Annotated in this window: 22 protein-coding genes and 3 pseudogenes; 15 read left to right on the forward strand and 10 right to left on the reverse strand. The window is 69.2% G+C overall.

The features are described 5' to 3' along the window. Nucleotides 1-433: 433 nt before the first annotated feature. Entirely contained in the window at nucleotides 434-814 is a 381-nt protein-coding gene (locus AC3EUV_RS21740) for a peptidase inhibitor family I36 protein (protein WP_432142312.1), read from the forward strand. A gap of 178 nt (nucleotides 815-992) precedes the next feature. Here AC3EUV_RS21740 and AC3EUV_RS21745 read toward each other — a convergent pair whose 3' ends face one another. Then, nucleotides 993-1931 carry a hypothetical protein gene (locus AC3EUV_RS21745; RefSeq protein WP_435603649.1) on the reverse strand — a complete coding sequence of 313 codons (939 nt, stop codon included), beginning with the start codon at nucleotides 1929-1931 and terminating at the stop codon, nucleotides 993-995. A 336-nt stretch (nucleotides 1932-2267) separates the two neighbouring features. Between AC3EUV_RS21745 and AC3EUV_RS21750 the strand changes: the two genes are divergently transcribed. Both AC3EUV_RS21750 and AC3EUV_RS21755 read left to right on the forward strand, forming a co-directional pair. Next, a complete protein-coding gene (locus AC3EUV_RS21750; protein WP_435603650.1) occupies nucleotides 2268-4004 on the forward strand; it encodes a sensor histidine kinase in 1737 nt (578 codons plus the stop codon). A gap of 215 nt (nucleotides 4005-4219) precedes the next feature. Next, the gene (locus AC3EUV_RS21755; protein WP_432142315.1) at nucleotides 4220-4483 is read left to right on the forward strand and encodes a DUF6480 family protein; all 264 of its coding nucleotides are present in this window, start codon (nucleotides 4220-4222) and stop codon (nucleotides 4481-4483) included. Between the two features lie 162 nt (nucleotides 4484-4645). On the opposite strand, the gene AC3EUV_RS21760 is transcribed toward AC3EUV_RS21755, so the two are convergent. The 3 genes from AC3EUV_RS21760 to AC3EUV_RS21770 form a co-directional block, all read right to left on the reverse strand. Then, nucleotides 4646-5002: a hypothetical protein gene (locus tag AC3EUV_RS21760; RefSeq protein WP_432142316.1), complete on the reverse strand. Its 357-nt coding sequence runs from the start codon at nucleotides 5000-5002 to the stop codon at nucleotides 4646-4648. A 104-nt stretch (nucleotides 5003-5106) separates the two neighbouring features. Then, complete coding sequence (locus AC3EUV_RS21765; protein ID WP_432142317.1) at nucleotides 5107-5871, reverse strand: S1 family peptidase; 765 nt, start codon at nucleotides 5869-5871, stop codon at nucleotides 5107-5109. Between the two features lie 373 nt (nucleotides 5872-6244). Next, nucleotides 6245-6961: a YqeB family protein gene (locus AC3EUV_RS21770; RefSeq protein ID WP_435603651.1), complete on the reverse strand. Its 717-nt coding sequence runs from the start codon at nucleotides 6959-6961 to the stop codon at nucleotides 6245-6247. A gap of 165 nt (nucleotides 6962-7126) precedes the next feature. Between AC3EUV_RS21770 and AC3EUV_RS21775 the strand changes: the two genes are divergently transcribed. From AC3EUV_RS21775 to AC3EUV_RS21795, 5 genes are all read left to right on the forward strand, one after another. After that, on the forward strand, nucleotides 7127-7798 hold the full coding sequence (locus AC3EUV_RS21775) for a TetR/AcrR family transcriptional regulator (protein WP_435603652.1): 672 nt from the start codon (nucleotides 7127-7129) through the stop codon (nucleotides 7796-7798). 85 nt (nucleotides 7799-7883) lie between these two features. Next, nucleotides 7884-8183 carry a hypothetical protein gene (locus AC3EUV_RS21780; RefSeq protein ID WP_435603653.1) on the forward strand — a complete coding sequence of 100 codons (300 nt, stop codon included), beginning with the start codon at nucleotides 7884-7886 and terminating at the stop codon, nucleotides 8181-8183. A gap of 452 nt (nucleotides 8184-8635) precedes the next feature. Continuing rightward, nucleotides 8636-10018: a family 2B encapsulin nanocompartment shell protein gene (locus AC3EUV_RS21785; protein WP_432142320.1), complete on the forward strand. Its 1383-nt coding sequence runs from the start codon at nucleotides 8636-8638 to the stop codon at nucleotides 10016-10018. Next, a complete protein-coding gene (locus tag AC3EUV_RS21790) occupies nucleotides 10005-11420 on the forward strand; it encodes a SufS family cysteine desulfurase (protein ID WP_435603654.1) in 1416 nt (471 codons plus the stop codon). Before AC3EUV_RS21785 ends, AC3EUV_RS21790 begins: the two co-directional genes overlap by 14 nt. Nucleotides 11421-11574: 154 nt before the next feature. Further along, nucleotides 11575-12234: a hypothetical protein gene (locus AC3EUV_RS21795; RefSeq protein WP_435603655.1), complete on the forward strand. Its 660-nt coding sequence runs from the start codon at nucleotides 11575-11577 to the stop codon at nucleotides 12232-12234. A gap of 54 nt (nucleotides 12235-12288) precedes the next feature. On the opposite strand, the gene AC3EUV_RS21800 is transcribed toward AC3EUV_RS21795, so the two are convergent. From AC3EUV_RS21800 to AC3EUV_RS21810, 3 genes are all read right to left on the reverse strand, one after another. After that, a complete protein-coding gene (locus tag AC3EUV_RS21800) occupies nucleotides 12289-12804 on the reverse strand; it encodes a hypothetical protein (protein WP_432142323.1) in 516 nt (171 codons plus the stop codon). Nucleotides 12805-12999: 195 nt separating this feature from the next. Next, nucleotides 13000-14367, reverse strand: a complete 1368-nt coding sequence (locus tag AC3EUV_RS21805; RefSeq protein ID WP_435603656.1) for an MFS transporter — start codon at nucleotides 14365-14367, stop codon at nucleotides 13000-13002. A 317-nt stretch (nucleotides 14368-14684) separates the two neighbouring features. Next, the gene (locus AC3EUV_RS21810; RefSeq protein ID WP_435603657.1) at nucleotides 14685-15248 is read right to left on the reverse strand and encodes a GNAT family N-acetyltransferase; all 564 of its coding nucleotides are present in this window, start codon (nucleotides 15246-15248) and stop codon (nucleotides 14685-14687) included. Nucleotides 15249-15411: 163 nt separating this feature from the next. Between AC3EUV_RS21810 and AC3EUV_RS21815 the strand changes: the two are divergent. Together AC3EUV_RS21815 and AC3EUV_RS21820 are read left to right on the forward strand one after the other, a co-directional pair. Continuing rightward, nucleotides 15412-16506: pseudogene (locus AC3EUV_RS21815) on the forward strand (serine hydrolase domain-containing protein); the annotation flags it as partial. A 130-nt stretch (nucleotides 16507-16636) separates the two neighbouring features. Next, nucleotides 16637-16732 (forward strand): annotated as a pseudogene (locus AC3EUV_RS21820) (nitroreductase); the annotation flags it as partial. Nucleotides 16733-17017: 285 nt separating this feature from the next. Here the strand turns inward: AC3EUV_RS21820 and AC3EUV_RS21825 are convergent. The 3 genes and pseudogenes from AC3EUV_RS21825 to AC3EUV_RS21835 all read right to left on the reverse strand — a co-directional run. Then, a pseudogene (locus AC3EUV_RS21825) lies at nucleotides 17018-17762 on the reverse strand (MerR family transcriptional regulator); the annotation flags it as partial. 235 nt (nucleotides 17763-17997) lie between these two features. Continuing rightward, nucleotides 17998-18510, reverse strand: a complete 513-nt coding sequence (locus AC3EUV_RS21830; RefSeq protein ID WP_432142326.1) for a GNAT family N-acetyltransferase — start codon at nucleotides 18508-18510, stop codon at nucleotides 17998-18000. Nucleotides 18511-18583: 73 nt separating this feature from the next. After that, nucleotides 18584-19576, reverse strand: coding sequence for an aldo/keto reductase family protein (locus tag AC3EUV_RS21835; RefSeq protein ID WP_435603658.1), 993 nt, complete (start codon nucleotides 19574-19576; stop codon nucleotides 18584-18586). 135 nt (nucleotides 19577-19711) lie between these two features. On the opposite strand from AC3EUV_RS21835, the gene AC3EUV_RS21840 reads away from it, so the two are divergent. The 5 genes from AC3EUV_RS21840 (at nucleotide 19712) to AC3EUV_RS21860 (ending at nucleotide 23425) form a co-directional block, all read left to right on the forward strand. Continuing rightward, on the forward strand, nucleotides 19712-20431 hold the full coding sequence (locus tag AC3EUV_RS21840) for a thiamine pyrophosphate-dependent enzyme (protein WP_432142328.1): 720 nt from the start codon (nucleotides 19712-19714) through the stop codon (nucleotides 20429-20431). Nucleotides 20432-20493: 62 nt separating this feature from the next. Next, nucleotides 20494-21387, forward strand: a complete 894-nt coding sequence (locus AC3EUV_RS21845; RefSeq protein ID WP_435603718.1) for a transketolase family protein — start codon at nucleotides 20494-20496, stop codon at nucleotides 21385-21387. 82 nt (nucleotides 21388-21469) lie between these two features. Then, complete coding sequence (locus tag AC3EUV_RS21850; protein ID WP_397970194.1) at nucleotides 21470-21595, forward strand: hypothetical protein; 126 nt, start codon at nucleotides 21470-21472, stop codon at nucleotides 21593-21595. 176 nt (nucleotides 21596-21771) lie between these two features. Continuing rightward, entirely contained in the window at nucleotides 21772-22536 is a 765-nt protein-coding gene (locus tag AC3EUV_RS21855; RefSeq protein ID WP_432142329.1) for a JmjC domain-containing protein, read from the forward strand. 4 nt (nucleotides 22537-22540) lie between these two features. Beyond that, a complete protein-coding gene (locus AC3EUV_RS21860; protein ID WP_432142330.1) occupies nucleotides 22541-23425 on the forward strand; it encodes a JmjC domain-containing protein in 885 nt (294 codons plus the stop codon). The last annotated feature ends 2 nt before the right edge of the window (nucleotides 23426-23427 follow it).

The raw sequence follows: 23427 nt of genomic DNA on the forward strand, positions 1-23427 counted from the left end.
CCCCCCTCCCCCCCCCCCCCCCCCCCCTCAAAACCCCCCGGGCCGGGCATCGCCGGCCTGTGGTCCACAGCGGTGCGGGCGAACAGCAGAAGCCCCCGCCCGGGTGCCCGGCCGGTGCCGGTTGTGCGTGCCGGTCACGTTGCGCAGGCGTGTCGGACGTTGTGCCGCGAGGCGTCGGAGCGCGGCGCGCCGCGTACGCCCGGTGCATACGCTGCCGCGCTCCAACGGCCGGTGGTCCGGCGAGAAATGCTCTGAGGAAGGCCGCGGGCGCGGACCATACTGGTGCTTCGTCAGGCCGCCCGGCGCCCCTTCGCGGGCCGACCCTCCCACGCCACCCACCAGCGGTGGCTCTCCCGCCCCGACGCGATTCTGCTCAGCCGGTCCCACAGCGGCGTGACCGTTCCCATCCTCACCACGGAAAAGGACCTTTGCCATGCGCCGTCTTCACTCGCTCGCCATCGCCGCGGCCGCCCTGGCCACCGCCTTCGCTGCCGCACCCCTCGCCAACGCGACCCCCACGGCACCCACCGGCCTGGCCGCCTTCAACTGCACCTCCGGGTACTTCTGCATCTACAGCGACTGGAACGGTGGCGGAACCCGCTGCCAGTGGTCGCAAGCCAGCAAGGCGAACACGGCCGATAACTGTTCCTTCATCCAGCGGGGCCAGAACGTGCGCTCCGTATGGAACAACACCGGACACCGGGTCCAGTACTACACCCAGACCAACTACCACGCACGCGTCGGCTCCACGCCCTCCCACGCCGGCGGCAACTTGCAGGGCAGCTACCAAATCCGTTCCTTCAAGCCGCAGTAGGCCGGCAGGGCAGCAGTAGGCCGGAGGAGAAACCGGCGCCGGCTGCGGGGTGGACCCAACACCTGTGCTGCGAGCCCCTGTTGCGGGGGAGCGTACGGAGCGAGAGGCAGGGACGCCGACCAGAGGCTCCCTCTTCCCCGCGTCCTCCCCCACGCCCGCGCCCGCCGGGGGCAACAGGTCACGATGGCTCGTCGTGTTCCCAGCGCCCGGCGGTGTGCTCGTGGGCGATGCGTGCCCATTCCGCTGTGCCACCGGGCAAGGGCCAGGCCCAGGTGGGACGGTGGCTGGTGCGCGCCGCGTCGAGTCGGCGGGTGAGTGCCGGCCCGGCGAGCCCGGCGCCGTCGGGGACACCGGGACCGTGCAGGGCGCGCAGCTCGGCGAAGCGCGTCAGTTCGGCCTCGTACGCCGCTACAGCGCGGCCGGTCTCGGTGTCTGCCTCGTCATCGGGGACCGTCCGGTGGAGTTCCAGCAGTCGCGGTTCTGTTGACTCGGCGATCGCCGCGGCGAGGCGGGCATGGCCGTCCAGGATGAGGTGGCAGTCCAGACCGCTGACCCACCAGAGAAGAACGGGCGGCAGCGTCCCGTCCCGGGCCTGCTTCCGGTAGGACTTGACCCGGCTGTCGTCGGCGTCCGGCATGGAGCGCAGCGGAAGAATTTCCCATGAACCGTTGTGGACGTACCAGTCGACATACCCGTCCGGATGGCCGTCGATGAGCATCGAGCTCCAGTACTCGGCGGCGGGGAAGCGGCCGTGGTTCCAGTGCCGCAGTCGGGGATCGGGGGACAGTACCCAGCGGCCGTCGTGCAGGGGCGTCCCGGGTGACGAGGCCAGCAGATCCGCGAAACGGTATGCCCAGCGCTCGACGGAACCCCCGTACGCGCGAACCGTGTGGGCACGCAGCGGCGGTACGGGCGACCGGTAGCGGTCCGTGCGGAAGAAGTCCACTCCGTAGGCGGGCGGTTGCACCACACCGAGCAGTACCGGGTCCCCGCCCTGAGTCAGCAGCAACCGGTGCTCCGCGGTCAGCAGGCACAGCTCCGGTCTGGGGCGCGTTCGGGTCTCCAGAGTCAGACCGGACCAGGTGCCGTCGGGATGGGTGAGGTTCGCACGCCGCATCCTGGAACTGTAGACGGGCGGATCGTGGGCATACGGTCGGTGTGCCGTTCCTGCCCGGCAACTCAGCAGGTCGGCAGCCCGCGACGCGGTACCGCCGCGTGTGGGCGCTGTCGGCGCGTGTCGGTGAGTTCGGTGAGTGTTGGCCGTATCGGCGGCAGGGCTCCCTCCGAGCCGGTTGGACGGCCACCCCCGACAGCCCGCCGAGCCGAGCGCCCGGGCGCCTCGGTGTATCGAGCTCGTCCCGGTCCTGCACCAGGACCCTCTCCGTGGGGTCCGGACCGGCCAGGGTCGACGTAACATACCGAGAATTGTCCGCACGTCCGTTTGGTCGCCGATATGTCCGCCAAGGTTGCCGGCCCCGCCGCCGCACCCACCCCACTGCCGGACCGGGCGACGCCCACTCCGGGTTCACTGTTCTGGCTTCCTGCGCTTCCCCGCTGGTGGCGGCCGTGGGGCGCGATCGCCCTCGACGTGCTGAGAGCCATCGGCTGCGCGGGGTTCGACGCACAGTTCCGCGCCGCCTTCCCCGCGGGGCACCTACAGAGCCTGCTGCCCCAGGGCTGGGCGATGTGGTGCACGGCCGTGGTCGCGCTGGTGCTGGTACTGCGGCGCCGATGCCCCGTGGCGGTCACCGCGATCATCACCGGCGGTCTACTCCTGGGCACCGGCTCCGTCCTGGCCACGATCGTGGCGTACTACTCGCTGGCCCGGCACACCCCGCGGCTGCGAACGGTGTTCATCGCCGCGCCAACGGGCTTGTTGCTCATTCTGGGCGTCGCCGCCATGCATCTGTGGCAGTACGCCCCGCGTCACGGGACGGCCTTCGCCGAGTCGACGGTGCTCATCGTCTTCGCCGGTCTGATCGCGGTGGTGCTGCCCGTCCTGGCCGGCCTCTACCCGAGGACTCCGCGGCAGCCCTGGTGGTGGGAGCACCGGAGCGCGATGCTGTTCGACATCCTGCTCGTGTTGCTCTTCCCACTGGCGAACCCGATCGCGCTGGTCAGCGGCCTGAACGGCGTGGAGAGGGATACGCTGCTGCTGCCGGCTCCGATGGTCGTCATGGTCGTGGTGGTGCAGGGGGTGGCGCTGATCTGGCGGCGGCGGTACCCGGACGCGCTCGCCGCGGCCTCGGTGCTCCTCATCCCGCTCGTACTGCCGTCCTTCAGCGTCCTCCCCGTCAGTCTCTACGCGCTGGCGAAGTACGGGGCGTCGCGGCGCAATCTCCTCCTGGGCTCCGGCGCGGCGGCCACGGTCCTCGTGGTGTGGACCATGGTCACCACGGGTTTCAAGGCCGAGCAGTTCGTGCCCTACTCGATCTTTCTCGTGGTGCCCTCCGTGGTGGTGCCGGTGCTGTTCGGCATGTACCGGGGGGCCAAGCGGAGTCTGATGGTGACCCTCCAGGACCGGGCGGACCGGCTGGAACGGGAACAGCATCTCCTGGCCTCGCAGGCCCGGATGGAGGAGCGCACCCGCATCGCCCGGGAAATGCACGATGTGGTCTCCCACCGGGTGAGCCTGATGGTGGTCCACGCCGGGGCGCTGGAGGCGGGGGCCGCCGGCACCGGGGTGGCCTCGGACACCGGCCGGCTGATCGGGGATATGGGCCGGCAGGCACTGAACGAGCTGCGGCAGGTGCTCGGGGTGCTTCGCCTGGACGACGGGGACCAGCAGGTTCCGCTCTCCCCGCAGCCGACGCCGGACGACATCGCGACCCTCGTGGAGGAGTCACGGGCCGCCGGGATGCGGGTCGCCTTCGACGTCATCGGCGAACCGTCGGCCGCGGACTCCACGGTCCAGCCCACCCTGTACCGGGTGATCCAGGAAGGGCTGACCAATGCGCACAAGCACGCGGGCAAGGTGCCGGCCCGGGTGGAGGTGCGCTACCAGAAGGACGCGGTGCGGGTGATCGTGGAGAACGAGGCCCCGGACGGCCCGGTACCCACCCTGCTGCCGAGCGGCGGCCACGGTCTGGTGGGCCTGGGCGAGCGGGTCACCGTCCTCGGCGGCACCTTCGAGGCCGGACCACTGGAATCCGGCGGCTTCCGGATCACCGCGACGGTTCCCCTTCGGTGAGCGCCGTGCCGCCTCTCCCGGCGGTGCGGCACCGCTGGGCACCGTGCGGCCCCTGGTAACGGCCCCCTTCGCCGAGCACCCTTCCGCGACGTTCCCCCCACGAGGCGGGCGCGTGCGCGGAAGGCCCTCCGCCCCCCTTAGCACGTAAGCGGCACCTCCACAGAACCGAGCAGCACCCCGCATCCGCTTGGTCCAAGCCCCGCCGCCCTGCACCGATGAATTCGGTCGATATCGGGCAAGCTTCTGGTATGGGTACTCAATATCCGGAACCGGATCCACGCAACGCACCCGGCCTCGGGCCCGGTGACGGGGTGCCGCCCGAGGAAACGCCCCAGGGCGAGGGCAGCACGGGGGCCGAAACCGGTCCCCGCGACAAACAGACGCGCGGCTGGGCCAAAGGCCCGGCCATCGTCCTCGGCATCGTCGTCGTGCTCTGTGCGGCATTCTTCATCGCTTACGCCGTGATTGTCGCGCTGTAACTCTCGGTGAACCGAAGCACCGGCGCCCGCCCCGCCCGCGGGGGCGGCGCACGGGCTGGTCGGCACGGTGCACCCAAGGACGCGAGGACGCGCCCTTCAGATGTCGCCGATGACCACGCCCTGGTCAGACACGTTGCGAGCGTTGCACAGGCGCTGCGAGCGCTACAGCAGACCGGCGATGCTCGGCGGGGCGAATACGTGCCGGGCGCGGTGCTCCAGGACGAGGACGGCCGGCATCTGCCGATTCTCGTCAGAGGTACACCTGTCGCAGGACGGATCGATGGCGGGGACGTCCGAAGCATGGTGGGTGGCGATGTGCCGGGCGAGCCGGATCTGGGTGGACACCACCGTGTCGAGGGGGTCGTGGTCCACCCCCGGCTCACCGTCCTCCCGTGCGGCATTCACCACCTCGGGGGCGTGCTTCATCGCCTTGTACAGCTCTGTGCACTCCTGGCAGCTCCACATCCATGGGGGAGGCAGCGGCCACTCATCGGCACCAGGCACGTCACTGGAATCCATGCCCGTCACCGTAGCGAGCTGCCACCGCCGCAGGCAGCAGATCAGCCGAATCCCCCCTCCTGAGCAGCATCCTTCGCTGCACACTCATTTCCCGAACAACACACCTATGCCGAGGTCACCCCTGCCATGAGCGCCGGAACGTCGGCGAACGCGGCATCGGCGGCCTGGCCGCAGATCTTGCCGGCCGTTTCACCGGCAAAGCTGAAGACGCCGACCAGTTCAGGCCCGCGACGTCCCCATATGACGAGGGGGCTGCCGCTGTCTCCGAAGCACATGGTCGTCTCGCCGCCGGATATGTCACGGGCGCAGAAGACCGATGCCTCGTCCACTATGGCGGGCGTCTGGGCGGCGCACTGCGCATGGGTGCGGGCGGTGAGGTCGCCGCGGCGGAGTACGTCACCGCGGATCTCCTTGCCCGGCTGGGAGGGGTCCGGTGCGGCCGTGGTGCCGTGACTGAAGAGGGACACCGGGGTGCCGGGAAGCGGCCGGTGGTGCGCGATGCGGAGCGGCTTGACGTCTCGGACCGGGGCGCTGAGGCGGATCTCTGCCATGTCGTAGGCCGCCGAGGAGAGTGCGACATTGTCGGGGTCCGCAGGAGAGGGCAGCAGTTCGTACCGGGGGTGGGTGGTGACACTGCGGATGTCGCGTACGGTGCCGGGGTCCTGCGACAGGACCGAGGACCCGATGTGCACCTCCGCCCGGCGAGTGTCCTGTCCGTCCAGGCAGTGGGCTGCTGTCAGGACCCGGTCGGGAGCGATCAACGCGCCACCGCACGAGGCGCGTTGCAGCAGTGGAGCATCACCCTTCACTGCCAGTGTCGCCAGCCACGGGGCCGCGCCGCGCTGCGGTAACTGCGTGCCCCCGGACATGGCGTGCACCGAACCGGCCGTGCTCACACTCAGCGCCGCAGCGACCATGACCGCACCGAGCACCGCCCCCGTATGCCTCCGACGACCACGCCATACCCGTCGCCGCTGCGCTTCTTCACTCACTTCGCTCCCCCGTCTCTCGCACCTCGACTCGGATGCCATGAGTCGAAATTAGCGGCGGGGACGGTGGAAGTAGTCAGACCGTGGTCGCGTCCGTGGTCATACTCCGGAGTGAACGCCCCTGAACCAGCGTCAGGGTTGCTGCCGCGGGACTCTGCGAGGGTCCGCACGAGCGGATGGAGAACCGCTGGTGGGAGGGGTGGTCAACCAGTAGGGGACCCAGCCCCGGCGCCACCTCAGCCCCGCCGCCACCTCACCCCCGCCCCCGGTTCAACCTCCAGTGCTGCCGCCGCGCCTCGTCCCGCACGACGACCCCCAGCCTGGCCAACTCCTCGCGCAGTTCCCGGAGATCCTCGGCCGAACCCTTCTTTTCGAGGAGCCGTGCCCGAGCCTTGAGCAGCGCGTCGGCTCCCGGTGGCAGTCCCGGCATGTCCGGCACCCAGCGTCGGAAGTCGTCCTGGTAGGGGTCCTCGTCCACCCAGGCGTAGCCGTGCGCCCTGAATGCCTCGGCCACACGCTGGGCGTCCAGATCGCAGGTCTCCCGGGCGAGTTCACCCTCGCCATCGCCGAGCAGCACGAGTTGTTTGCCGTCCAGGAACGCCCGGACGACGCGGTCGCTCGCGAACTGCTGGTCTTTGCCCTTCCGGGTAAGGGTGATCCGCTCGGCCGATACGACGACGGAGAGCTCCTCGTACTGGGCGATGAGGCCCACAAGCAGCCCCAGGACCGTTCCGGCGGCGAGCAGACCAACGGTGAGCCAGGGCTCCGGAACCGAGGTCAGGAGCTTGGCCGGCCCTTGCATCCGTGCCCAGGGCAACGTCACCAGCCACCCCACAAGGATCTTGACCAGCCAGCCGGCCCCGGCTCCCAGCAGTGCGAGGACGGCGTACACAAGCGCCGCCATCCAGGCCGGTTGAGCCAGCACCGTGGTCTTGTCCGTCCGGTGGCGCCGCGCAAGCAGGTCATCCATGGGTGGTGTCCCCCTTCAGGCAGTCTGCGTCGCCGCGGCCGGCGGAAGCCGGCGCGGTGCGGCGCAGGAGCGGACTCAATCATAAACCGAGTGCGCGGTCTATTATTACCCGCGACGGCGCAGGACCCGTCCATCACATGAAGCGGTCAGTCATAAGGTGAGCCCATGAGGACGATCGATCCGGCGAAACATGCAGCGCGGCGGCAGCACATCGTGCACGCCGCGTGCGAGCTGTTCGCCACGCAGGGTTTTGAGCGCACCACAACGGCGCAGATCTGCAAAGCCGCCGGGATGAGCTCGGGGAATCTGTTCCACTACTTCCCCAACAAGCGCGCGATCTTCATCGCCCTCCTCCAGGACGACAAGAAAGAGAAGACGGAGCGGCTGGCCGCGGCGAAGGCCGGCGCCGACCCATGGGCCGCCCTCCTGGACGTCGTACGATTCCTGGCCGCACCCGCCGCCGAACCCCTGGCCCCGCCGCTCGTGATGGAGGCCATGCTTCAGGCGCACCGCGACCCCGAGCTCGCGGAGCTCCTGAGCCAGGACAACACCGACGAGCACACCGTGATCACAGAACTGCTCACCAGGGCCGCCGCGGCCGGGCAGATCGATCCCAGCCTCGATCCGGGCCACGCCGCCTCGTGGGTGATGGCCCTCATCTCCTCGATGTACACCAGCGCGGCCACCGAGCCGGCCTTCGACCCGGCCGGGCAACTGCCCACCCTGCTCCTCATCTTGGAACGGTTCCTGGGCGGCGAGCCACACAGTCAGAGCACCACCACCTCCCCCGCACCGACACCCCATCCGCACCCACCTGCACCACCGAACTCCCCCTGAGCAACCATCCCTTGACCCCACACCTGACCGGTCCACCCACCCCACCGCCCCACCCCACACCACCCACCAAAGGACGACCCCACCCGTGAAGAAGAGTGCGATAGCCGGCGGCTGCCTCCTGGGCCTCTTCGTGATCGCCTGCGCCTACAACGGCAGCACCGACACCACCGACCCGCTGAGCCTCGCCGAATACCGGAAGATCAAGGCCGGCAGCAGCGAGAAAGCCCTGTTCGCCTACACCAATACGTGCCGGCAGAACAGCGAGTCCGAACGCGCCGATGACTACCCGACCACCTGGACGTGCTACGGCGCCGACGGCAGCAGCGCGGTGTTCTTCTATTCGGAGGGCGTGATGTTCAGCAAGTCGCAGACCGGGCTGGTATGAGGGCCGGGCTGACGTGAGGACCGGGCCGGCGTGAGGGCGGTGCGCCGCCTGTCCGGCCACCTCTCCCCTACCGCGCGCAACAGCCGTGCCTCCTAAGGGAGTTGGGGCAGTTGCGCGTCATGAGACAGCGTCATAAGCCTGCCTTTAGGGAACGCAAAGCACCGTTATGAGGGTAAATCCCGTCGTAAATCAGGCTTCAGATGATGTCGTGCGACAGGTCAGCGTGACTCCTGATGCGCCTCCGCGAGATTACTACGCAAGGTATTGGCGCTGGAACGGCAGGTAATCGCGCGGGTATTCGGGGTTGCGTCTTCAGTGCAGCGAGCATTTCCGGCCGCGCGCCGGGGGACAACCGGTTGCGAGCGGTGGGCTTCGACCAGACGATTCAGACTCCCGCGTGCCGGTCGGCCGAGTGCCGGCCGAGCGGCATGCCCGTAGGCGAGGAGGTCCTGATGAACGACCAGACTAGTCTCAGCCCGGATGCGGCACGGCAACTCGCGACCACGACCAAGACCAGCCCGCAGATGCGCGGCATCACCCCGCGCTATCTCCTGCGGGCCCTGCCATGGGTGGATGTGGAAGCCGGGGTCTTCCGCGTCAACCGCCGCCGGACCTACGTCCTCGGTGACGATCGCATCAGCATCCACACCGACGGCGGTTCGCCCCGCGTCATCCCGGGCGATCTGCGGGAGTTGCCGTATCTGCGGGATGCCGATGACGCCCTGCTCTCCGAACTCGCGGGCTCCTTCACGGAAGTCAGCTTCGAGGCCGGACAGATGCTGGCGCAGGACGGCGATGCGCACGACAAGCTGTGGGTGATCGCCCAGGGCCGCGCCGAGAAGCGGGTGAGCGGCCGCTACGGCGAGGACGCGGTGCTCGAAGTGATCGGCGACGGCCAGTTCTTCGACCTCGACGCCTGGACCCGTTCCGAGCCCCTGCCGTACCGCGTCCGTGCGCTCACCCCTGGTGTGGCGCTGTGTGTCGAGCGCAGTGTGCTGGAGGGGCTGTGTGAACGCGACACGGCCGTGCGGGGAGCGATGGATGCCTACCTCTCGGCGGACGGCATGCTGCCGGGCGCCGAAGTTCCGGTCGATCTCAGTTCCGGGCACATCGGCGAACCCGACCTTCCCGCGACATTCGTCGACTACGAAGACACGCCCCGCGAGTACCACATGAGCCTCGCCCAGACCGTGCTGCGCGTGCACACCCGGGTTTCCGACCTCTACAACGGGCCCATCGACCAGATCCGGGCCCAGTCCAACCTCACCGCGCACGCGCTGCGCGAGCGGCAGGAGGCCTCGCTGCTCAACCATCCGGAGTTCGGTCTCTTCAACAATGTGGCCCCCGGGCAGCGCGTCCAGGCGCGCACCGGTTCCCCGACCCCTGACGATCTGGACGAGCTGCTGACCAGGGTCTGGAAGCAGCCCGGCTACTTCCTCGCGCACCCCAGGGCGATCGCCGCGTTCGGCCGGGAGTGTACGCGCCGGGGGGTGCCCCCGGTCATCGACAACCGGTTCGGCAGTCCGCTGCTGAGCTGGCGCGGAGTCCCGCTGCTCCCCTCCGACAAGGTGCGGTTCTCCGGCAACGCCGGCGTCGGGACCACCGAGATCCTGCTGATGCGGGTGGGCGAGGCCGAGCAGGGCGTGGTGGGTCTGCGTCCCGCGAAGGTCGAGGACGAGGTGGAACCCGGTCTGTCGATGCGGAACATGGGCGTCGACCAGAAGGGCATCACCTCGTACCTGATGACGGCGTACTTCAATACGGCGGTGCTGGTGGAGGATGCCGTCGCGGTGCTCCAGAACGTCGAGGTCTCCAACTACTATGACTACTCCTGACGTCGTCCGGGGTCTGTGGCCCGGGGCGCCGACTCCGAACCTCCTCGGCGACGGTCTGGTGTCGCCCGATCCGGCCTCGGTCCCGGCCTCGGTCCCGGGCACGGATCCGGCTGCGGTCCCGGTCACGGATCCGGGCGTCCCGGCCGCCCACCCCGCACAGTTCACCGGGCTCCCCGGTCAAACCGCCGCCTTCTCACCGGAGTTGGCCCGCCGCGATGTCCCGATCCTGCACCGGACGGTGAACGGGCATCCGCTGGTCTGGCTGGACAACGGGGCCACCACACAGAAGCCACGCCAGGTGATCGAGGCACTGGCCGGCTTCTACGGATCCGCCAACTCCAATATCCACCGTGGTGCGCACACCATGGCCCGTGAGGCCACCGAGGCGTACGAGGCGGGCCGGTCGGCGGTCGCCCAGTTCCTGGGGGCGCCGTCACCGGACGACATCGTCTTCGTACGCGGCACCACCGAGGCCATCAACCTCGTCGCCCAGACCTGGGGCCGGGCCAACCTCGGCCCCGGGGACGACATCCTGGTGCCGGTGCTGGAGCACCATTCCAATATCGTCCCCTGGCAGTTGATCGCCCAGCAGACCCGGGCCCGGGTGGTACCCGTACCCCTGCAACCGGACGGGCAGATCGACCTCACCGCGTACGACGACCTGCTCTCCATGCGCACCCAGCTCGTCGCGCTCAGCCAGGCGTCGAATGTGCTCGGCACCGTCCCGCCCGTACGCGAGATGACCGCTCTCGCCCACCGTTACGGGGCCAAGGTCCTGGTGGACGGGGCCCAGGCCGTGGCGCACTTCCCCGTGGATGTGCAGGACCTGGACGCTGACTTCTATGTGTTCTCCGGCCATAAGCTGTACGCCCCCACGGGCATCGGCGCGCTGTACGTGAAGCCGGAGATCATGCGGGACATGGCGCCGTGGCAGGGCGGCGGCAACATGATCGAGTCGGTCGACTTCACCCGTACCACCTATGCCCCCGTCCCTCACCTGTTGGAGGCCGGCACCGGTCACATCTCCGGCGTGGTCGGTCTGCTGGCCGCGCTGAACTGGCTGACCTCCTTCGACCGCGACGCCATCGCCGCCTACGAGACCTCACTGATGGCCTACGCACAACAAGCCCTGGCCACGGTCCCGGGACTTGAGTTGCTGGGCTCCGCGCCCGACCGTATCGCCGTACTGACCTTCACCCTGGCCGGCCACGACCCGTCGGAGATCGCCGCCTGGCTGGACCGGGACGGCATCGCCATCCGGGCCGGACACCACTGCGCCCAGCCGGCCCTGGCCCACTACGGCCTGGCGAGTGCGGCCCGTGCCTCGCTCGCGCTCTACAACACGTCCGAGGAGGTGGACAAGCTGGTGGCCTCACTACAGCAGCTGCAACAGGCCGCCTGACGCTCCGTCCGTCCGACGTCGCCGACCGGTCCTCGGTCGGCGACGTCGGCGCGGGCGCTTCCGTTCCGGGCGGCGGCCGGTGCCGTCCGGCCACGCTGACCGCGTGCACGGTTCATACTGGGAGCCAGACCGCAGATGAGGGGGAACCTGAGCCATGACGTGGTCGCCGGACGGGGTGGAGCCGCCGCATCGGGTCGAGGATGTGTCCTCGGCCCGCTGGATCGAGGAGCGCGTCGGCGGGTTCGACAGTGGTGTCCATGCCCTGCTGCCGGCCGGCTTCGCGGCGTATGTACGGCTGCTGCATCCCAGCGAGCCGTCGGACGGCCGGTTCGAGCGGTGGGCCGAGGTGGCGCAGCGGTCGGGGCGCAGCCTGCACCCGCTGGCACGCTTCGAGGACGTGGCCGGCCCGGGTGACGAGCCGCCGTGGCAGGGTTCGCTGCCCGCGCAGGTGCTGGCGGCTCTGTGCTCGGTGCTGGCGGCGGAAACCGACACCCCTCAGCAGTGCTTCTTCGGGCTCTGGGAAGGGTGGGGCTGGTCCGATACCGGCGGGCCGATGGTGCAGTTGAGCGGACGTGCCTACACGCTGTACGAGGGGCCGATCGAGGCGGCGCTCGCCACAGGAGATCGGACTGCGGGGGTCTTCTTTCCGCAGTCGCCGAATCTGTGGTGGCCACGGGACCGGGCCTGGTGCGTCGCCACGGATGTGGATCTCGACTCCACCTACATCGGCGGGTCCGCCCGCCTGGCCGAGCGGCTGGCGGGCGAACCGGACATCGAGGTGGTTCCGGCTGCGCTCGACGACCGGCTCGGTTGAGCCGGTCGCCGAACGCCTCTCCGGCTCGGCCGGACGCCTGCCCGGCCGAAGGGGTCAGCGCTTCTTGCAGGCGTTGATGCGGACCGTCGCGCTGGTGTGCTTCACCTGCTTGGTGTGCGGGGTGTAACCGGGCGGGAAGGTGACCACGCCGACGGAGTAGCCGGTGTAGTTCTGCCGCTTGATGCAGCGCCGTGCGGCGTTCTGGCCCACCTTGTTCCGTCCGCGGTTGACCTTGGCGCCGCTCTGCTTGTACAGCGTTCCGTTCTTGTAGAGGCCGACGCGGAGGGCCAGCTGCGCGACCGACTTGGTGCACTTGATGTCGGCGGTGACGTTCACCATGTGCCGGTTGTCGGCGTGCGCGTGGTGGGAGTAGTGCGGGAGGTGCGTGGTGATCTTGCAGGTGATCACGTCACCGCTGCGGGCGTCCATGGTGCGTACGGTGGTGGCGCCGGTCGCGGTGCCGGGCCCCGGCCCGGCCGGTGTCGAGGCACCGGCGGTCCCCGCCCCCATGGTCAGTGCCAGCACGCCGGTCAGCGCTCCGGAAAGCAGTGTTCGCTGTACGGTCCTCATGAATTTCCCCCTGTGTGGCGCCCGTTGGGGCGCATTACTGATGCGCCGTCACCTCTCGTCGGCCGATCCGAGGTCCCGGCGCGCGCTGGCCACATGATGGCGCATCAGGGCGACGGTCGCAGGCATATTGCCCATTTGCCGCCGTCGGCACCGCTGGGCGGGAACGACGCACTTCGCGGCAAAAGACACCCCTCATCACGCGTCCTGGGTGGACACCGAGCTGCCGTCGACCGCCGCTGACCGCCTGAGGCGGCCCGGGCGGTCCGCGGCGCGTGCGGTGAAGATGCCGATGGCACAGAGGACGGCGAAGCCGAAGAGCAGCCGGCGTGCCGAGCCGAGCATCGACGGGCCGCCCAGGCTGACCAGGACGCCCGCGACCGCCGTGCCGAACGCGGTGGACATCGTCGTCACGGTGGCGATCGCGGCGGCCGCCTGCCGTCCTTCCTCCGGGTCCGTGGCGGCCGACATCGCGGCCACGGACAGGTGCGGGTAGGCGAGCCCGATGCCCGATCCGGCGAGGCACAACACCGGCACCCAGATGGCCACCCACCAGATCGACGCGTGCTCGCGCTGGAGCAGCCCCTGGACGAGGAAGCCGAGGGCGAGCAACACCGGTCCGGTGGTGCGCAGTCGGCGTACGGTGCGCTCCCGGACCGCCGCTGAGCCGGCGATCTGGGTCAGCGACCAGCCGAGGGAGACCACCGCCCCGAAGAAGCCGGCCGCGAGTGGGGGCAGCCCGGCGAGGCGTTGGCCGAACAGCGGGAGGAACGACTCGACGGCGACGCCGAAGGACAGCAGCCCGAGCGTCAGATAGACCCACTTCAGCGCGGAACCCGCCTGGTATGTCGCGCCGGGGAAGACCCGTCGCGCGCTGCGCCGCTCATGGGCGGCGAATCCGGCGACCAGCAGCAGCGCCATCGCGATGCCCGCCGCCCTCGCCATGGTGTCGTGCAGGATTCCGGCCACGCTGACGGCCGCCGTGGCGGCCATGACCAGCGCCAGAGACACGACCGGTACGGGAGCCGCGGCATTGCCGCGTTCCCCTCGGGGCAGCACCCGGGGCACGGCCGCGAGGCACACCGCGGCGACCCCCGCCATCAGGACGAACGCCAGGCGCCAGGAGCCGAATTGGGCGAACAGGCCACCGAGTGCGGGACCGGCGAAGTTTCCGACGCCGTACATCGCCGACATCAGCGCGTTGCCACGGGTCCAGAGCCGCCGCGGCAGGGCGGAGCGGATGACGGCGAACCCCAGCCCGGACAGCAACCCGGCGCCGAGGCCCTGAAGGCACCGGCCCACCAGCAACACCGGCATCGTCGGGCTCGCCGCACACACCAGTGAGCCCACCGTGAACAGGGCGAACCCGAGGAGATAGGCACCGGCATTCCCCCAGCGTGCGAGGGACCGGCTGACGAGCATCGTCGCGATCACCATGGCGACGAGGTAGAGCGTCATGTTCCACGCGTAGAAACTCTCACCGCCGATCTCGGTCACCGCGGTGGGCAGCATGCTCGACGCCAGATAGATATTGACCGCGCCGACGAGCACGCCGGCGGCCAGCACGACCGCGGCGCCCCGATGCTCCGGGCCGAGCAGCTCGCGCCAGCGGGGCGGGGCAGGGGCCGGGTCGGAAGGGACGCGATCACCTGCGTCAGCGTGATCGTCTTGAGTGGGGCTTCGACGCTGACAGTCATCCCCGAGGCTGTCGAGGGGCTCCAAGGCAGGCCGCGGACCTGGGTGTTCGCTGTTTTCGGAAGGCATGACTTCCAGCGTTCCATTGAACCGGGCCCGGAGACTTCGGGCCGGGTCCGGCCTGCGGTGCCGGGTCCAAGGGGCGGACAACCCTCAAGCCGCGGGTCAACCCAGGGACCGGCCCGAGGTCAGCCGGTGGTCTCCCGCTGCCGGCGCCAGTCCGGAGCCAGGACCGACCAGACCTCCATGTCGTGGCGTACGCCGCGGTGCGGATAGCTCTCCCGCTGCACACCTTCGCGCACCATGCCGAGCCGCTTGGCGACATTGAGGCTCGGGGCGTTGGCCGAGGACGCGATCCACTCCACGCGGTGGATCCCGCGCTGGTCGACGGCCCAGTCGATGAGTATCCGGATCGCGCGGGTGATCAGACCGCGCCCGACCGCCGACTCCTCCAGCCAGCAGCCGACCTCGCAGGTGCCGGAGGTGAGGTCGAACGTCCGGAACAGGACACCGCCGACGAGCACGCCGTCACTCCAGATGCCGTAGAGACGGCCGCTGTCGGCAGCCGCCTTGTCCGCGTACATCTGAAGGAACGCCATGGCGGACGCGAGGTCGGTGGTGTGGTCCGGCAGTGCGACATACCGGCCGATGTACTCCCGGCCGCGGTCCATGTGCGCGAGGTACTCCCCGGCATGCCACGGCTCCAGCGGCCGCAGCTCGGCACCCTCATCACCCAGCGGTATCGCAAACATCCGGTTCCCCCGTCCGACACGGCTCCTGCGCACCGGCTCTTCTGCTGCACGGACCCGGCACGAGCGGCGCCGGCTCTCCGCCGCTCGTGCACCGCGGCGAAATAGTCCCACACCGGTGCGTCCGCCGGCCTCCGGCCTGCCCTTTGGCGGGATGCGGTGCCGGGCCGCGGCGGCCCGGGGACCGCGGGCGGATGTCGGCGATCGGGTCGGACTCGGGTCGGTGGATGTCGACGACACGGCTCCCATGACCAGGGAGTCGATCTTCCGGATCGCCTCGCTCACCAAGCCCCTCATCGCCGCGGCGGTCATGATGCTGGTCGAGGACGGCCGGATCGCGCCGGCGGACCCGGTCGGGCACTGGCTGCCGGAGCTGGCGTCGCCCTCCGTCGTCCGCACGCCGGACGGGCCGGTGGACGAGGTGGTCCCCGCCGCCAGACCGATCACCGTGCTCGACCTGCTGACCTCCCGTGCCGGACACGGTTTTCCGTCCGACTTCTCATTGCCGGCCGTCGGACCACTGTTCAGCGATCTGAAACAGGGGCCGCCGCAACCGCAGCGCGTCGCGCCGCCGGACGCCTGGATGGCGACGCTGTCCCGTATTCCGCTGCTGCACCAGCCGGGCGAGGGCTGGCTGTACAACACCTCTTCCGACATCCAGGGAGTGCTGATCGCCAGGGTCTCCGGCGGTCCGCTGCCCGAGTTCCTGGCGGAGCGGCTGTTCGAGCCGCTCGGCATGGTGGACACCGGTTTCGAGGTACCGCCCGGCAAGCTCGACCGGTTCACCAGCTACTACCGGGCCGATCCGGCGGGCGGCCTGGAGCTGGTCGACGCCCCCGGCGGGCAGTGGAGCCGCCGGCCGGCGTTCCCGTCGGGCGCCGGGGGCCTGATATCGACCGCCGACGACTGGTACGCCTTCGCCCGGATGCTGCTCGCCGACGGGAGCGTCGACGGCCGCCCGTTGTTGTCGCCCGCCTCGGTGCGGCAGATGACCACCGACCAGCTGACTCCCGCCCAGCGCGCGGCCGGCCGGATGTTCCTGGAGGGCCAGGGCTGGGGTTTCGGCGGCTCGGTGGACATCGAGGTGATCGACCCCTGGAATGTGCCGGGACGCTACGGCTGGATCGGCGGCACCGGAACGGCAGCGCATCTCACCGCGTCCACCAACACCGTCACCATCCTGCTCAGCCAGCTGGAACTGGCCGGACCGGCGGCGCCCGCGCTGATGCGGGACTTCTGGCGGAGTGCGGTCGAGGAGTGAGGGGCGGGAGTCGGCGGCCGGGGCTGCTGCTGCGTGCTGGTGGGCTCGCATCGAGGTCGATCACCTCTATGACCCACAGTCATACGGTTGAGGTGGTTTGTTGTTGAGCGAGAGGGTGAGAGAACGTGGATGCGGTGTCGCAGTCGGATTCGAGAAGGAGGGCGTGCCACATCTGCGTACTGGGCGGGCGGACATGACAGAAACAGTGAGCTTCATCGGAGTGTGACCACTAGGCAGTCAAGATCCGCAGGACAGTGCCCAGGTTCTGTCGATCATGTGGGGGAGCCTGATGATCAATGCGGCCGCAGTGGCCCTATCGAGGCAGCCATAGCGCGCTCCGAGGGTGCTCTGATGCCGCTGAGAGGCTGAATCGACCGGTCCATGCTCGACACGTACGGCGAGGACCTCCAGATCGAGCGCTCCTTGGAGGCCAAGTGTCTCCGCGGCAAGGGCTGCTGATGCCGGTGGATCAGTTCCTTTGCGGCGTTTGGGTCAGTTTCCCTTGCAGCGTGGGCCTGCGCCAGTGTGCCTCGAAAAAGCCGTCAGCGCAGTCCCATGGGATGAGCACCGGCTCCGCGCGGCCCCCGATCGTGTGGGTCAGGTCGGCCAGTGAAGGCCAGTCGACGAGGAGGTCGGCGAATTCAGTCAGGTAGTCGCGGGTGAGCCAGAACCGCTGAAGCCAGCCGGTGCTACTGGCGTCGTAGGTGAACACCACCACGCGGCGGGCCACGCGCCGCATCTCGCGCAGCCCGGCGACAGGGTCCGGCCAGTGGTGAACGGTGCTGACCGCCATCGCAGCGGCGAAGGACTGGTCCTCGAACGGGAGGCTCTCCGCACTGGCGGCCACGCAGGGCGCCGCGCTCGCGGGACGCTGGGCCCGCATGACCGCCGATGGTTCCACCGCTGTTCGCGGTCCGGGGGCTCGTAGGAGCCGGTGCCGGCCCCGACGTTCAGTACCGTCCGCGCGTCCCCGAGCGCCTCCCAGATCCTCGCGGCGATCCGCGGCTCGGTGCGCCGCGTCGCCGGGTACGCAGCGCCGATGGACTCGTACAACTGCGCTCCGAACGCTTCCAGCTGTTCCTCAGGCGTCGTCCTGATCCCCACATTGCCCGTGCCTCCAGTTCCCTGTCTATGGCCGTCACCATGGCAGCGGCGCGGTCGTGCTGTTCTTGCAGCAGGCCGCGCAACCGGCGCAGGTGCGCGAACGCGTCGGTGGCTGGGTCGTGCACCAGATCCGCGATCTCGCGTAATCCGAAGGGTCAAGCGCTCCGCTCCTGGTGCCGCGCACGGCTCCATCGGTACGTTGGCCTCTTCTTCGGAATCGTGTGCCGGATGCCCCGGCATCGCAGGCCGAGGCGTGGAACACGGATCTTCTCCGGCACCAGCACGAACCGGGTGCATTCTGCGCACTGTCCTGCGGTGACGAGCCCTCCCCATGCTCGCAGCAAACGAGCAGATCAAGCGGCAGTTACAAGATCGGCCGGACATTTCCTAGGCGACGGGCCCGCCGGTCAGTCTCCGTTCCCAGAACACCTCGTCGCGCCACGCGCCGTTGGCGTAAAAGTGCTCGTGGGCGATGCCCCAGGGACGGAAACCGTGCTTGCGGAGGATCGCCTGGGAGGCGAGGTTCTCCAGTTGTGTGTGCGCCTCCAGGCGGTGCAGGTTCAGTTCGTCCTCGGCGATCCGCAGCACCAGGCCGACGGCGCGGCTGGTGTGCCCACAACCCTGGTGGCGGGAGGAGATCCAGTAGCCAAGGAATCCCTTGTGGAACGGGCCGCGCAGGATGGAACTGATGGTGACCTGCCCGATGACGATCCCCTCGGAGACCACGACGCCGGGCCACGTGAGCCCCTTGCCGTGGGACTCGAGGAGGGACGCGATGACCGCGACCTGCCCGTCGGGCGTGTAGAACTCCTCGGGCCTCGCGGGCAGCCAGCGCGCGTACGCCTGCCTGTCCCGGGAGAGCGACTCGGCCAGCGCGGGGCCGTCGGAGGGCTCGATCAAGCGGATCAACGTGGAACTCACAGGTGTTCTGCTGCCTTGTCGGTTGCCATGCTCGGTCGATTGCCGTGGCCGGTCAGTTGCCGTAGTCGGTGGGTTGTGAGGGGGTCTTGCGCGGGTCGCGCTCGATGATCGGCTCGAGGATAGAGTCGATGCGCTCGACGGCCTCGTCGTCCAGCTCGACCCCGGAGGCCGTGGCGCTCTGGGCGATCTGCTCGGGCTTGGTCGCGCCGACGATCGCGGACGCGACGTTCGGGTTGCGCAGCACCCAGGCGATGGCCAGTTGGGGCATGGTCAGGCCGAGGTCCGAGGCGACCTCGCCGAGCTCGGCGACGCGCTTCAGCACGCTGTCGGTCAGCGCTCCCGAGGCGAACTGGGAGGCGGCCACGCCCGCAGCGCGCGATCCGGCGGGGGCCGGCGTACCGGGCAGGTACTTACCGGTCAGCAGCCCCTGGGCCAGCGGTGACCAGGCGAGCTGGCCGATCCCCTCGCGCTCGCATAGCGGAACGACCTCCTCCTCGATGACCCGCCACACCAGGTTGTACTGGGGCTGGTTGGAGATGATCCGGTCGAGCCCCATGCGGTCAGCCAATTCGAGGGCCTCGGATATCTGGGACACCGTCCATTCCGACACCCCCACATAGAGGACCTTTCCCTGCCGGATCAGATCGTCGAAGGCGCGCAGGGTCTCGGCGAGCGGGGTCCGCTCATCGAAACGGTGTGCCTGATAGAGGTCGATGTAATCGGTTCCCAGGCGCCGCAACGAGCCGTGCGCCGCCTCCATGATGTGCTTGCGGGACAATCCCCGATCATTCGCCCCCGGACCGATCGGGGAGAATGCCTTGGTCGATATCTCGACGGACTCCCGGCGCACGTTCTCCAAAGCGCGACCGAGCACCACTTCCGCTCGAGTTCCGCCATAGACATCGGCGGTGTCGAAGGTAGTGATGCCCTGTTCGAGCGCAGCCCGGGCAATTCTTTCGGCAGATCCCTCTGTATAGCTGATCCAGCTTCCATAGGCGATTTCGCTGACCTTCAGCCCGCTGCGTCCCAGTGATCGATGCTTCATGGCTCGGCAGTGTACGCCCGGCCTAAATCGGCCAGCGGCACGATCCGATGACATGGATTCGGCCAACTCGAAAGCATGCACTCGAGATCGACCAGCACAGGTGTACGTTACCGCTTGGCCTTCGAGAGGATGATCATGCGCGACCACCTGCCCCGGTTACCGGACGCGGAGTCGGGCCCGACCGGGTTCGGGGACCTCGCGGCACTGATGTCGAGGATGACCGGGGACGAGAAGCACTCCGAGGCCGCGACCTCGACGGTGGACGCGCTGTGGGTGCTCTACGACCGGGTCCTGCGGGTCGACCCCGCCATGCGCGAGGACCGCGACCGGTTCTACCTGTCGAAGGGCCACGGTCCACAGGCCTACTACGCGGTGCTGTGCGCCAAGGGCTTCTTCGGGCCCGAGCTGTTCGACATGTTCGGCGCGTTCCGGTCACCGCTCGGCTACCACCCCGACCGCGCGCTCCTCCCCGGTGTCGAGATCTCCAGCGGATCGCTGGGACACGGCCTGCCCCTCGCGGTGGGGACGGCGCTGGGGCTGCGGGCCCGCGGACTCACCGAGCCCCGTATCTGGGTCCTGCTCGGCGACGGCGAGTTCGACGAGGGGTCCAATCACGAAGCGGTCGCCTACGCCGCGCGCGCCGGCCTGGACCGACTGAACGCCGTGGTCGTCGACAACCACTCGGCGACACAGGGCTGGCCCGGCGGTCTGGAGACGCGGTTCGCGGCCGAGGGCTGGGCGACCCAGCGGGTCGACGGCCGCGACCACGACGCCCTGGAAAAGGCCTTCACCATCCCGCATCCCGGCCGCCCCGGTCTGGTCGTCGCCGATGTGGGCGCCGCGGCCGACCGCTGACTCCCCCGACCTCAGAGCCATCCAGACCTCAGAGCCACACAGGAGTGCCCTTGGCCGGCATCATGCGTCAGCGCTTCGTCGACACCACGACAGAGCTGCTGGACGTCCACGAGAACCTCGCCCTGGTGACGGCCGACCTCACCTCGGGGCTGTTCGGCACCGCCCAGGAGAACCATCCCGACCGGGTGATCAACCTGGGCATCAGGGAACAACTGCTGGTGAGCGTGGCGGGCGGGCTCTCGCTGGCGGGAATGCGGCCGATCGCCCACAGCTTCGCCCCCTTCCTCGTCGAGCGGCCCTTCGAACAGATCAAACTTGACCTGAACCACCAGGACGTTGGCGCGATCCTGGTCAGCGCCGGCGCCTCCTACGACATGGCGAGCAGCGGCCGATCCCACCAGTCGCCCGGTGATGTCGCGCTGTTGTCGACGCTTCCGCATTGGACCATCCACGTGCCGGGCCACCCGGACGAGGCCGAGGCACAGCTGCGCAAGGCCGCGGCAGGCGACGGACTCGTCTACGTCCGCCTGTCCAACCAGTCGAACGCCGAGCCGTACGGTCTGCGCTCCGGGCCGGGTTTCCGGGTCCTGCGCCGAGGAGAACGGGCCACGGTCATCGCGGTGGGTCCGCTGGCCGACGCCGTGCTCCAGGCCACCGAGCACCTCGACGTCACCGTCCTCTACGCCGCCACCATTCGCCCCTTCGATGCCGAGGGATTGCGCGCCGCGGTACGCGAACAAGCGGTGGCCTCCGTCATCCTGGTCGAGCCCTATCTCGTGGGAACCTCTACGGCCGAAGTTTCCGACGCCTTGGTTGATAGGCCGCACAGAATCCTCGCTCTCGGAGTCGCCAAAGAAGAGCTGAGGAACTACGGATCGCCGCGTCAGCACTCCATCGCGCACGGTCTCGGCCCCGCGGGGATGCGTCAGCGAATTACTTCACTCCTTTCCCCTTGACGCGCCATCCGCCCTCTTATCTAATATTCCCCGGCCCGTCACTCGACGGGAAATCAACTCACCGATAGAAAAGGAGTATTCAATGTCCATCAACGACAAGCTCGCCGCCACCAACGAAGAGGTCCTGATCGCCGAGGCCGAGGCCGAGGTGGCGGAGCTTTCCAGCCACGAGCGCCCGATGGTCGTCGGCGTCATCAACGAGGCCTGACAGCACACCATTCGGAGACGGCCTCCCGGCCGTCTCCGAATGGTTCCATTTGACCGACAAGGATTCTCGTGGGAACTGTGCAGCCGCTTACTCGCCTCATTGATGAAGTCGATCTCATGGGTACCTTCTGGAACAAGAAGCACGGCTTGTTCAAGAATGCCGCTCCCGTCGCGGGAATGCTGAATGAGACTGCCATCCAGGAAATACTGGACGTCGGCCTGCTCCGCTGGCCGTACTTCATGCTCCTGAAGGAGGGGATCCAGCCTGCGATCTCGGACTTCACCCGGACCAGGAACGTCCGCGGCCAGCGCGTGAGCGGCTTCGCCGACGCCCGGAAGGTCCGCAAGTTCCTCGATGACGGCGCCACGATGAAGCTGAGTCAGCTCGAGGACTGGCACCTGCCGACGCGGCGGCTCATGGACGAGATCGAGAGCCAGCTTCCCGCCGAGCTCAAGGCCTATATCTTCTACACCCCGTGCGACAACACCGGCATGCTTCCGCACCGGGACCCGTCCCATGTGCTCGCACTACAGATCGCGGGCGCCAAGGAATGGCGCATCTACGATGCCCCGGACAAGGTCGACTCCCGCGGCGGGCTCCTGCCCGACCTGGGCGCGGACAGCCACTCGCACTCCTTCGTCATGGAGCCCGGGGACGTCCTCTACCTGCCCCACGGCATCCCCCACGTCGCGACGGCCCGCGCCGGCACCTCGCTCCACCTCACCCTGACCCTCACGGAGCCGGCTCCGCTGGAGCTCGTCGAGTCCGTGATGGAGGGCTTCGGCGACGAGGCGGACCGGCTGGAGGCCGCCACCTCCGGGATCTCCACCGAGGACAAGGCAGAGGCGGTGACGAGCGCGTTGCTCGACCACCTGAACCGGATGGATCCGGACGCGCTAGTGGACTCGGCCGTGGCGCGCATGCGGAACCGGAGGGCCTGAACCGATGACGATCGACACTTCCGCACGAACGGAAGAGACCACGCGGACCGATGGGGCCACGCGGACACCCGAGAACCTCGCCGACCTCGTCGGTGACGCCGAGTCGTTCCTCGCCGAGGTGTGGGGGACCCAGACGGCCACGTTCACCTGCGAGCCGGCGAAGGCTCTGCTCTCGGAGGCGGATGTCTGGCGCGAGCTGGACTGCGGCTCGCTGGTCGCCCCCTACTTCGGTGTCCTGCGGGAGGGCACCGCCCCCACTGCCTCGGGCCTCTCCGAGACCCGGATCGTTCAGACGAAGCCCCGGCCGGGGTACGCGAAGCCGGCCGCGGTGCGGGAGCTGGTCGCCGACGGCCACGTCTTCGTACTGAGCCAGCTGGAGGACTGGAACGGCGGGATCGGCACCTTGGTCGACGCGCTCCGCACCGAGTGCCGTGCCCAGGTCGGCGCCGACGCGTACTTCTGCGCCGCCGGATCCGACGGAGTGCCCGCCCGGACCGACGGCGCTCACGCCCTCGTCGTGCAGCTGGCCGGCCGGATGCGTTGGGCCGTGGGCGAGGGAGAGCACGCGTCCGAGACCGTTCTCGACGCCGGTGACGTCCTCTACGTCCCGGCGGGACGGGTGCGGCGGGGAGCCCCGGACCGCACTACCGCTCTCCACCTGGTGATCTCCCTCCAGCAGCCCACGGCCCGCGATCTCGCCGAGCTGGCCCTGGCGTTGTTCCTCAAGGGCTCCGCCGCAGCGGAGATCGCGGGGACGCACCACTTCCTGTCCCCGGCGGAGAAGGTCGCCTGGCTCCGGACCGAGCTGCGGGCCCATCTGGCCGGTCACGATCGCGGAGCATTGGCGGAACAGGCCGTGCGGCTCCGGCAACGTGAAGGCAGGGCGTAGGA

The organism is Streptomyces sp. bgisy130, assembly GCF_057708345.1.

Excerpts from the sequence above, each read along its gene's own strand:
- AC3EUV_RS21740 (WP_432142312.1), top strand. The coding sequence starts at position 434 with ATGCGCCGTCTTCACTCGCTCGCCATCGCCGCGGCCGCCCTGGCCACC.
- AC3EUV_RS21745 (WP_435603649.1), bottom strand. The coding sequence starts at position 1,931 with ATGCGGCGTGCGAACCTCACCCATCCCGACGGCACCTGGTCCGGTCTG.
- AC3EUV_RS21750 (WP_435603650.1), top strand. The coding sequence starts at position 2,268 with ATGTCCGCCAAGGTTGCCGGCCCCGCCGCCGCACCCACCCCACTGCCG.
- AC3EUV_RS21755 (WP_432142315.1), top strand. The coding sequence starts at position 4,220 with ATGAATTCGGTCGATATCGGGCAAGCTTCTGGTATGGGTACTCAATAT.
- AC3EUV_RS21760 (WP_432142316.1), bottom strand. The coding sequence starts at position 5,002 with ATGGATTCCAGTGACGTGCCTGGTGCCGATGAGTGGCCGCTGCCTCCC.
- AC3EUV_RS21765 (WP_432142317.1), bottom strand. The coding sequence starts at position 5,871 with ATGTCCGGGGGCACGCAGTTACCGCAGCGCGGCGCGGCCCCGTGGCTG.
- AC3EUV_RS21770 (WP_435603651.1), bottom strand. The coding sequence starts at position 6,961 with ATGGATGACCTGCTTGCGCGGCGCCACCGGACGGACAAGACCACGGTG.
- AC3EUV_RS21775 (WP_435603652.1), top strand. The coding sequence starts at position 7,127 with ATGAGGACGATCGATCCGGCGAAACATGCAGCGCGGCGGCAGCACATC.
- AC3EUV_RS21785 (WP_432142320.1), top strand. The coding sequence starts at position 8,636 with ATGAACGACCAGACTAGTCTCAGCCCGGATGCGGCACGGCAACTCGCG.
- AC3EUV_RS21790 (WP_435603654.1), top strand. The coding sequence starts at position 10,005 with ATGACTACTCCTGACGTCGTCCGGGGTCTGTGGCCCGGGGCGCCGACT.
- AC3EUV_RS21795 (WP_435603655.1), top strand. The coding sequence starts at position 11,575 with ATGACGTGGTCGCCGGACGGGGTGGAGCCGCCGCATCGGGTCGAGGAT.
- AC3EUV_RS21800 (WP_432142323.1), bottom strand. The coding sequence starts at position 12,804 with ATGAGGACCGTACAGCGAACACTGCTTTCCGGAGCGCTGACCGGCGTG.
- AC3EUV_RS21810 (WP_435603657.1), bottom strand. The coding sequence starts at position 15,248 with ATGTTTGCGATACCGCTGGGTGATGAGGGTGCCGAGCTGCGGCCGCTG.
- AC3EUV_RS21835 (WP_435603658.1), bottom strand. The coding sequence starts at position 19,576 with ATGAAGCATCGATCACTGGGACGCAGCGGGCTGAAGGTCAGCGAAATC.
- AC3EUV_RS21840 (WP_432142328.1), top strand. The coding sequence starts at position 19,712 with ATGCGCGACCACCTGCCCCGGTTACCGGACGCGGAGTCGGGCCCGACC.
- AC3EUV_RS21845 (WP_435603718.1), top strand. The coding sequence starts at position 20,494 with ATGCGTCAGCGCTTCGTCGACACCACGACAGAGCTGCTGGACGTCCAC.
- AC3EUV_RS21850 (WP_397970194.1), top strand. The coding sequence starts at position 21,470 with ATGTCCATCAACGACAAGCTCGCCGCCACCAACGAAGAGGTCCTGATC.
- AC3EUV_RS21855 (WP_432142329.1), top strand. The coding sequence starts at position 21,772 with ATGCTGAATGAGACTGCCATCCAGGAAATACTGGACGTCGGCCTGCTC.
- AC3EUV_RS21860 (WP_432142330.1), top strand. The coding sequence starts at position 22,541 with ATGACGATCGACACTTCCGCACGAACGGAAGAGACCACGCGGACCGAT.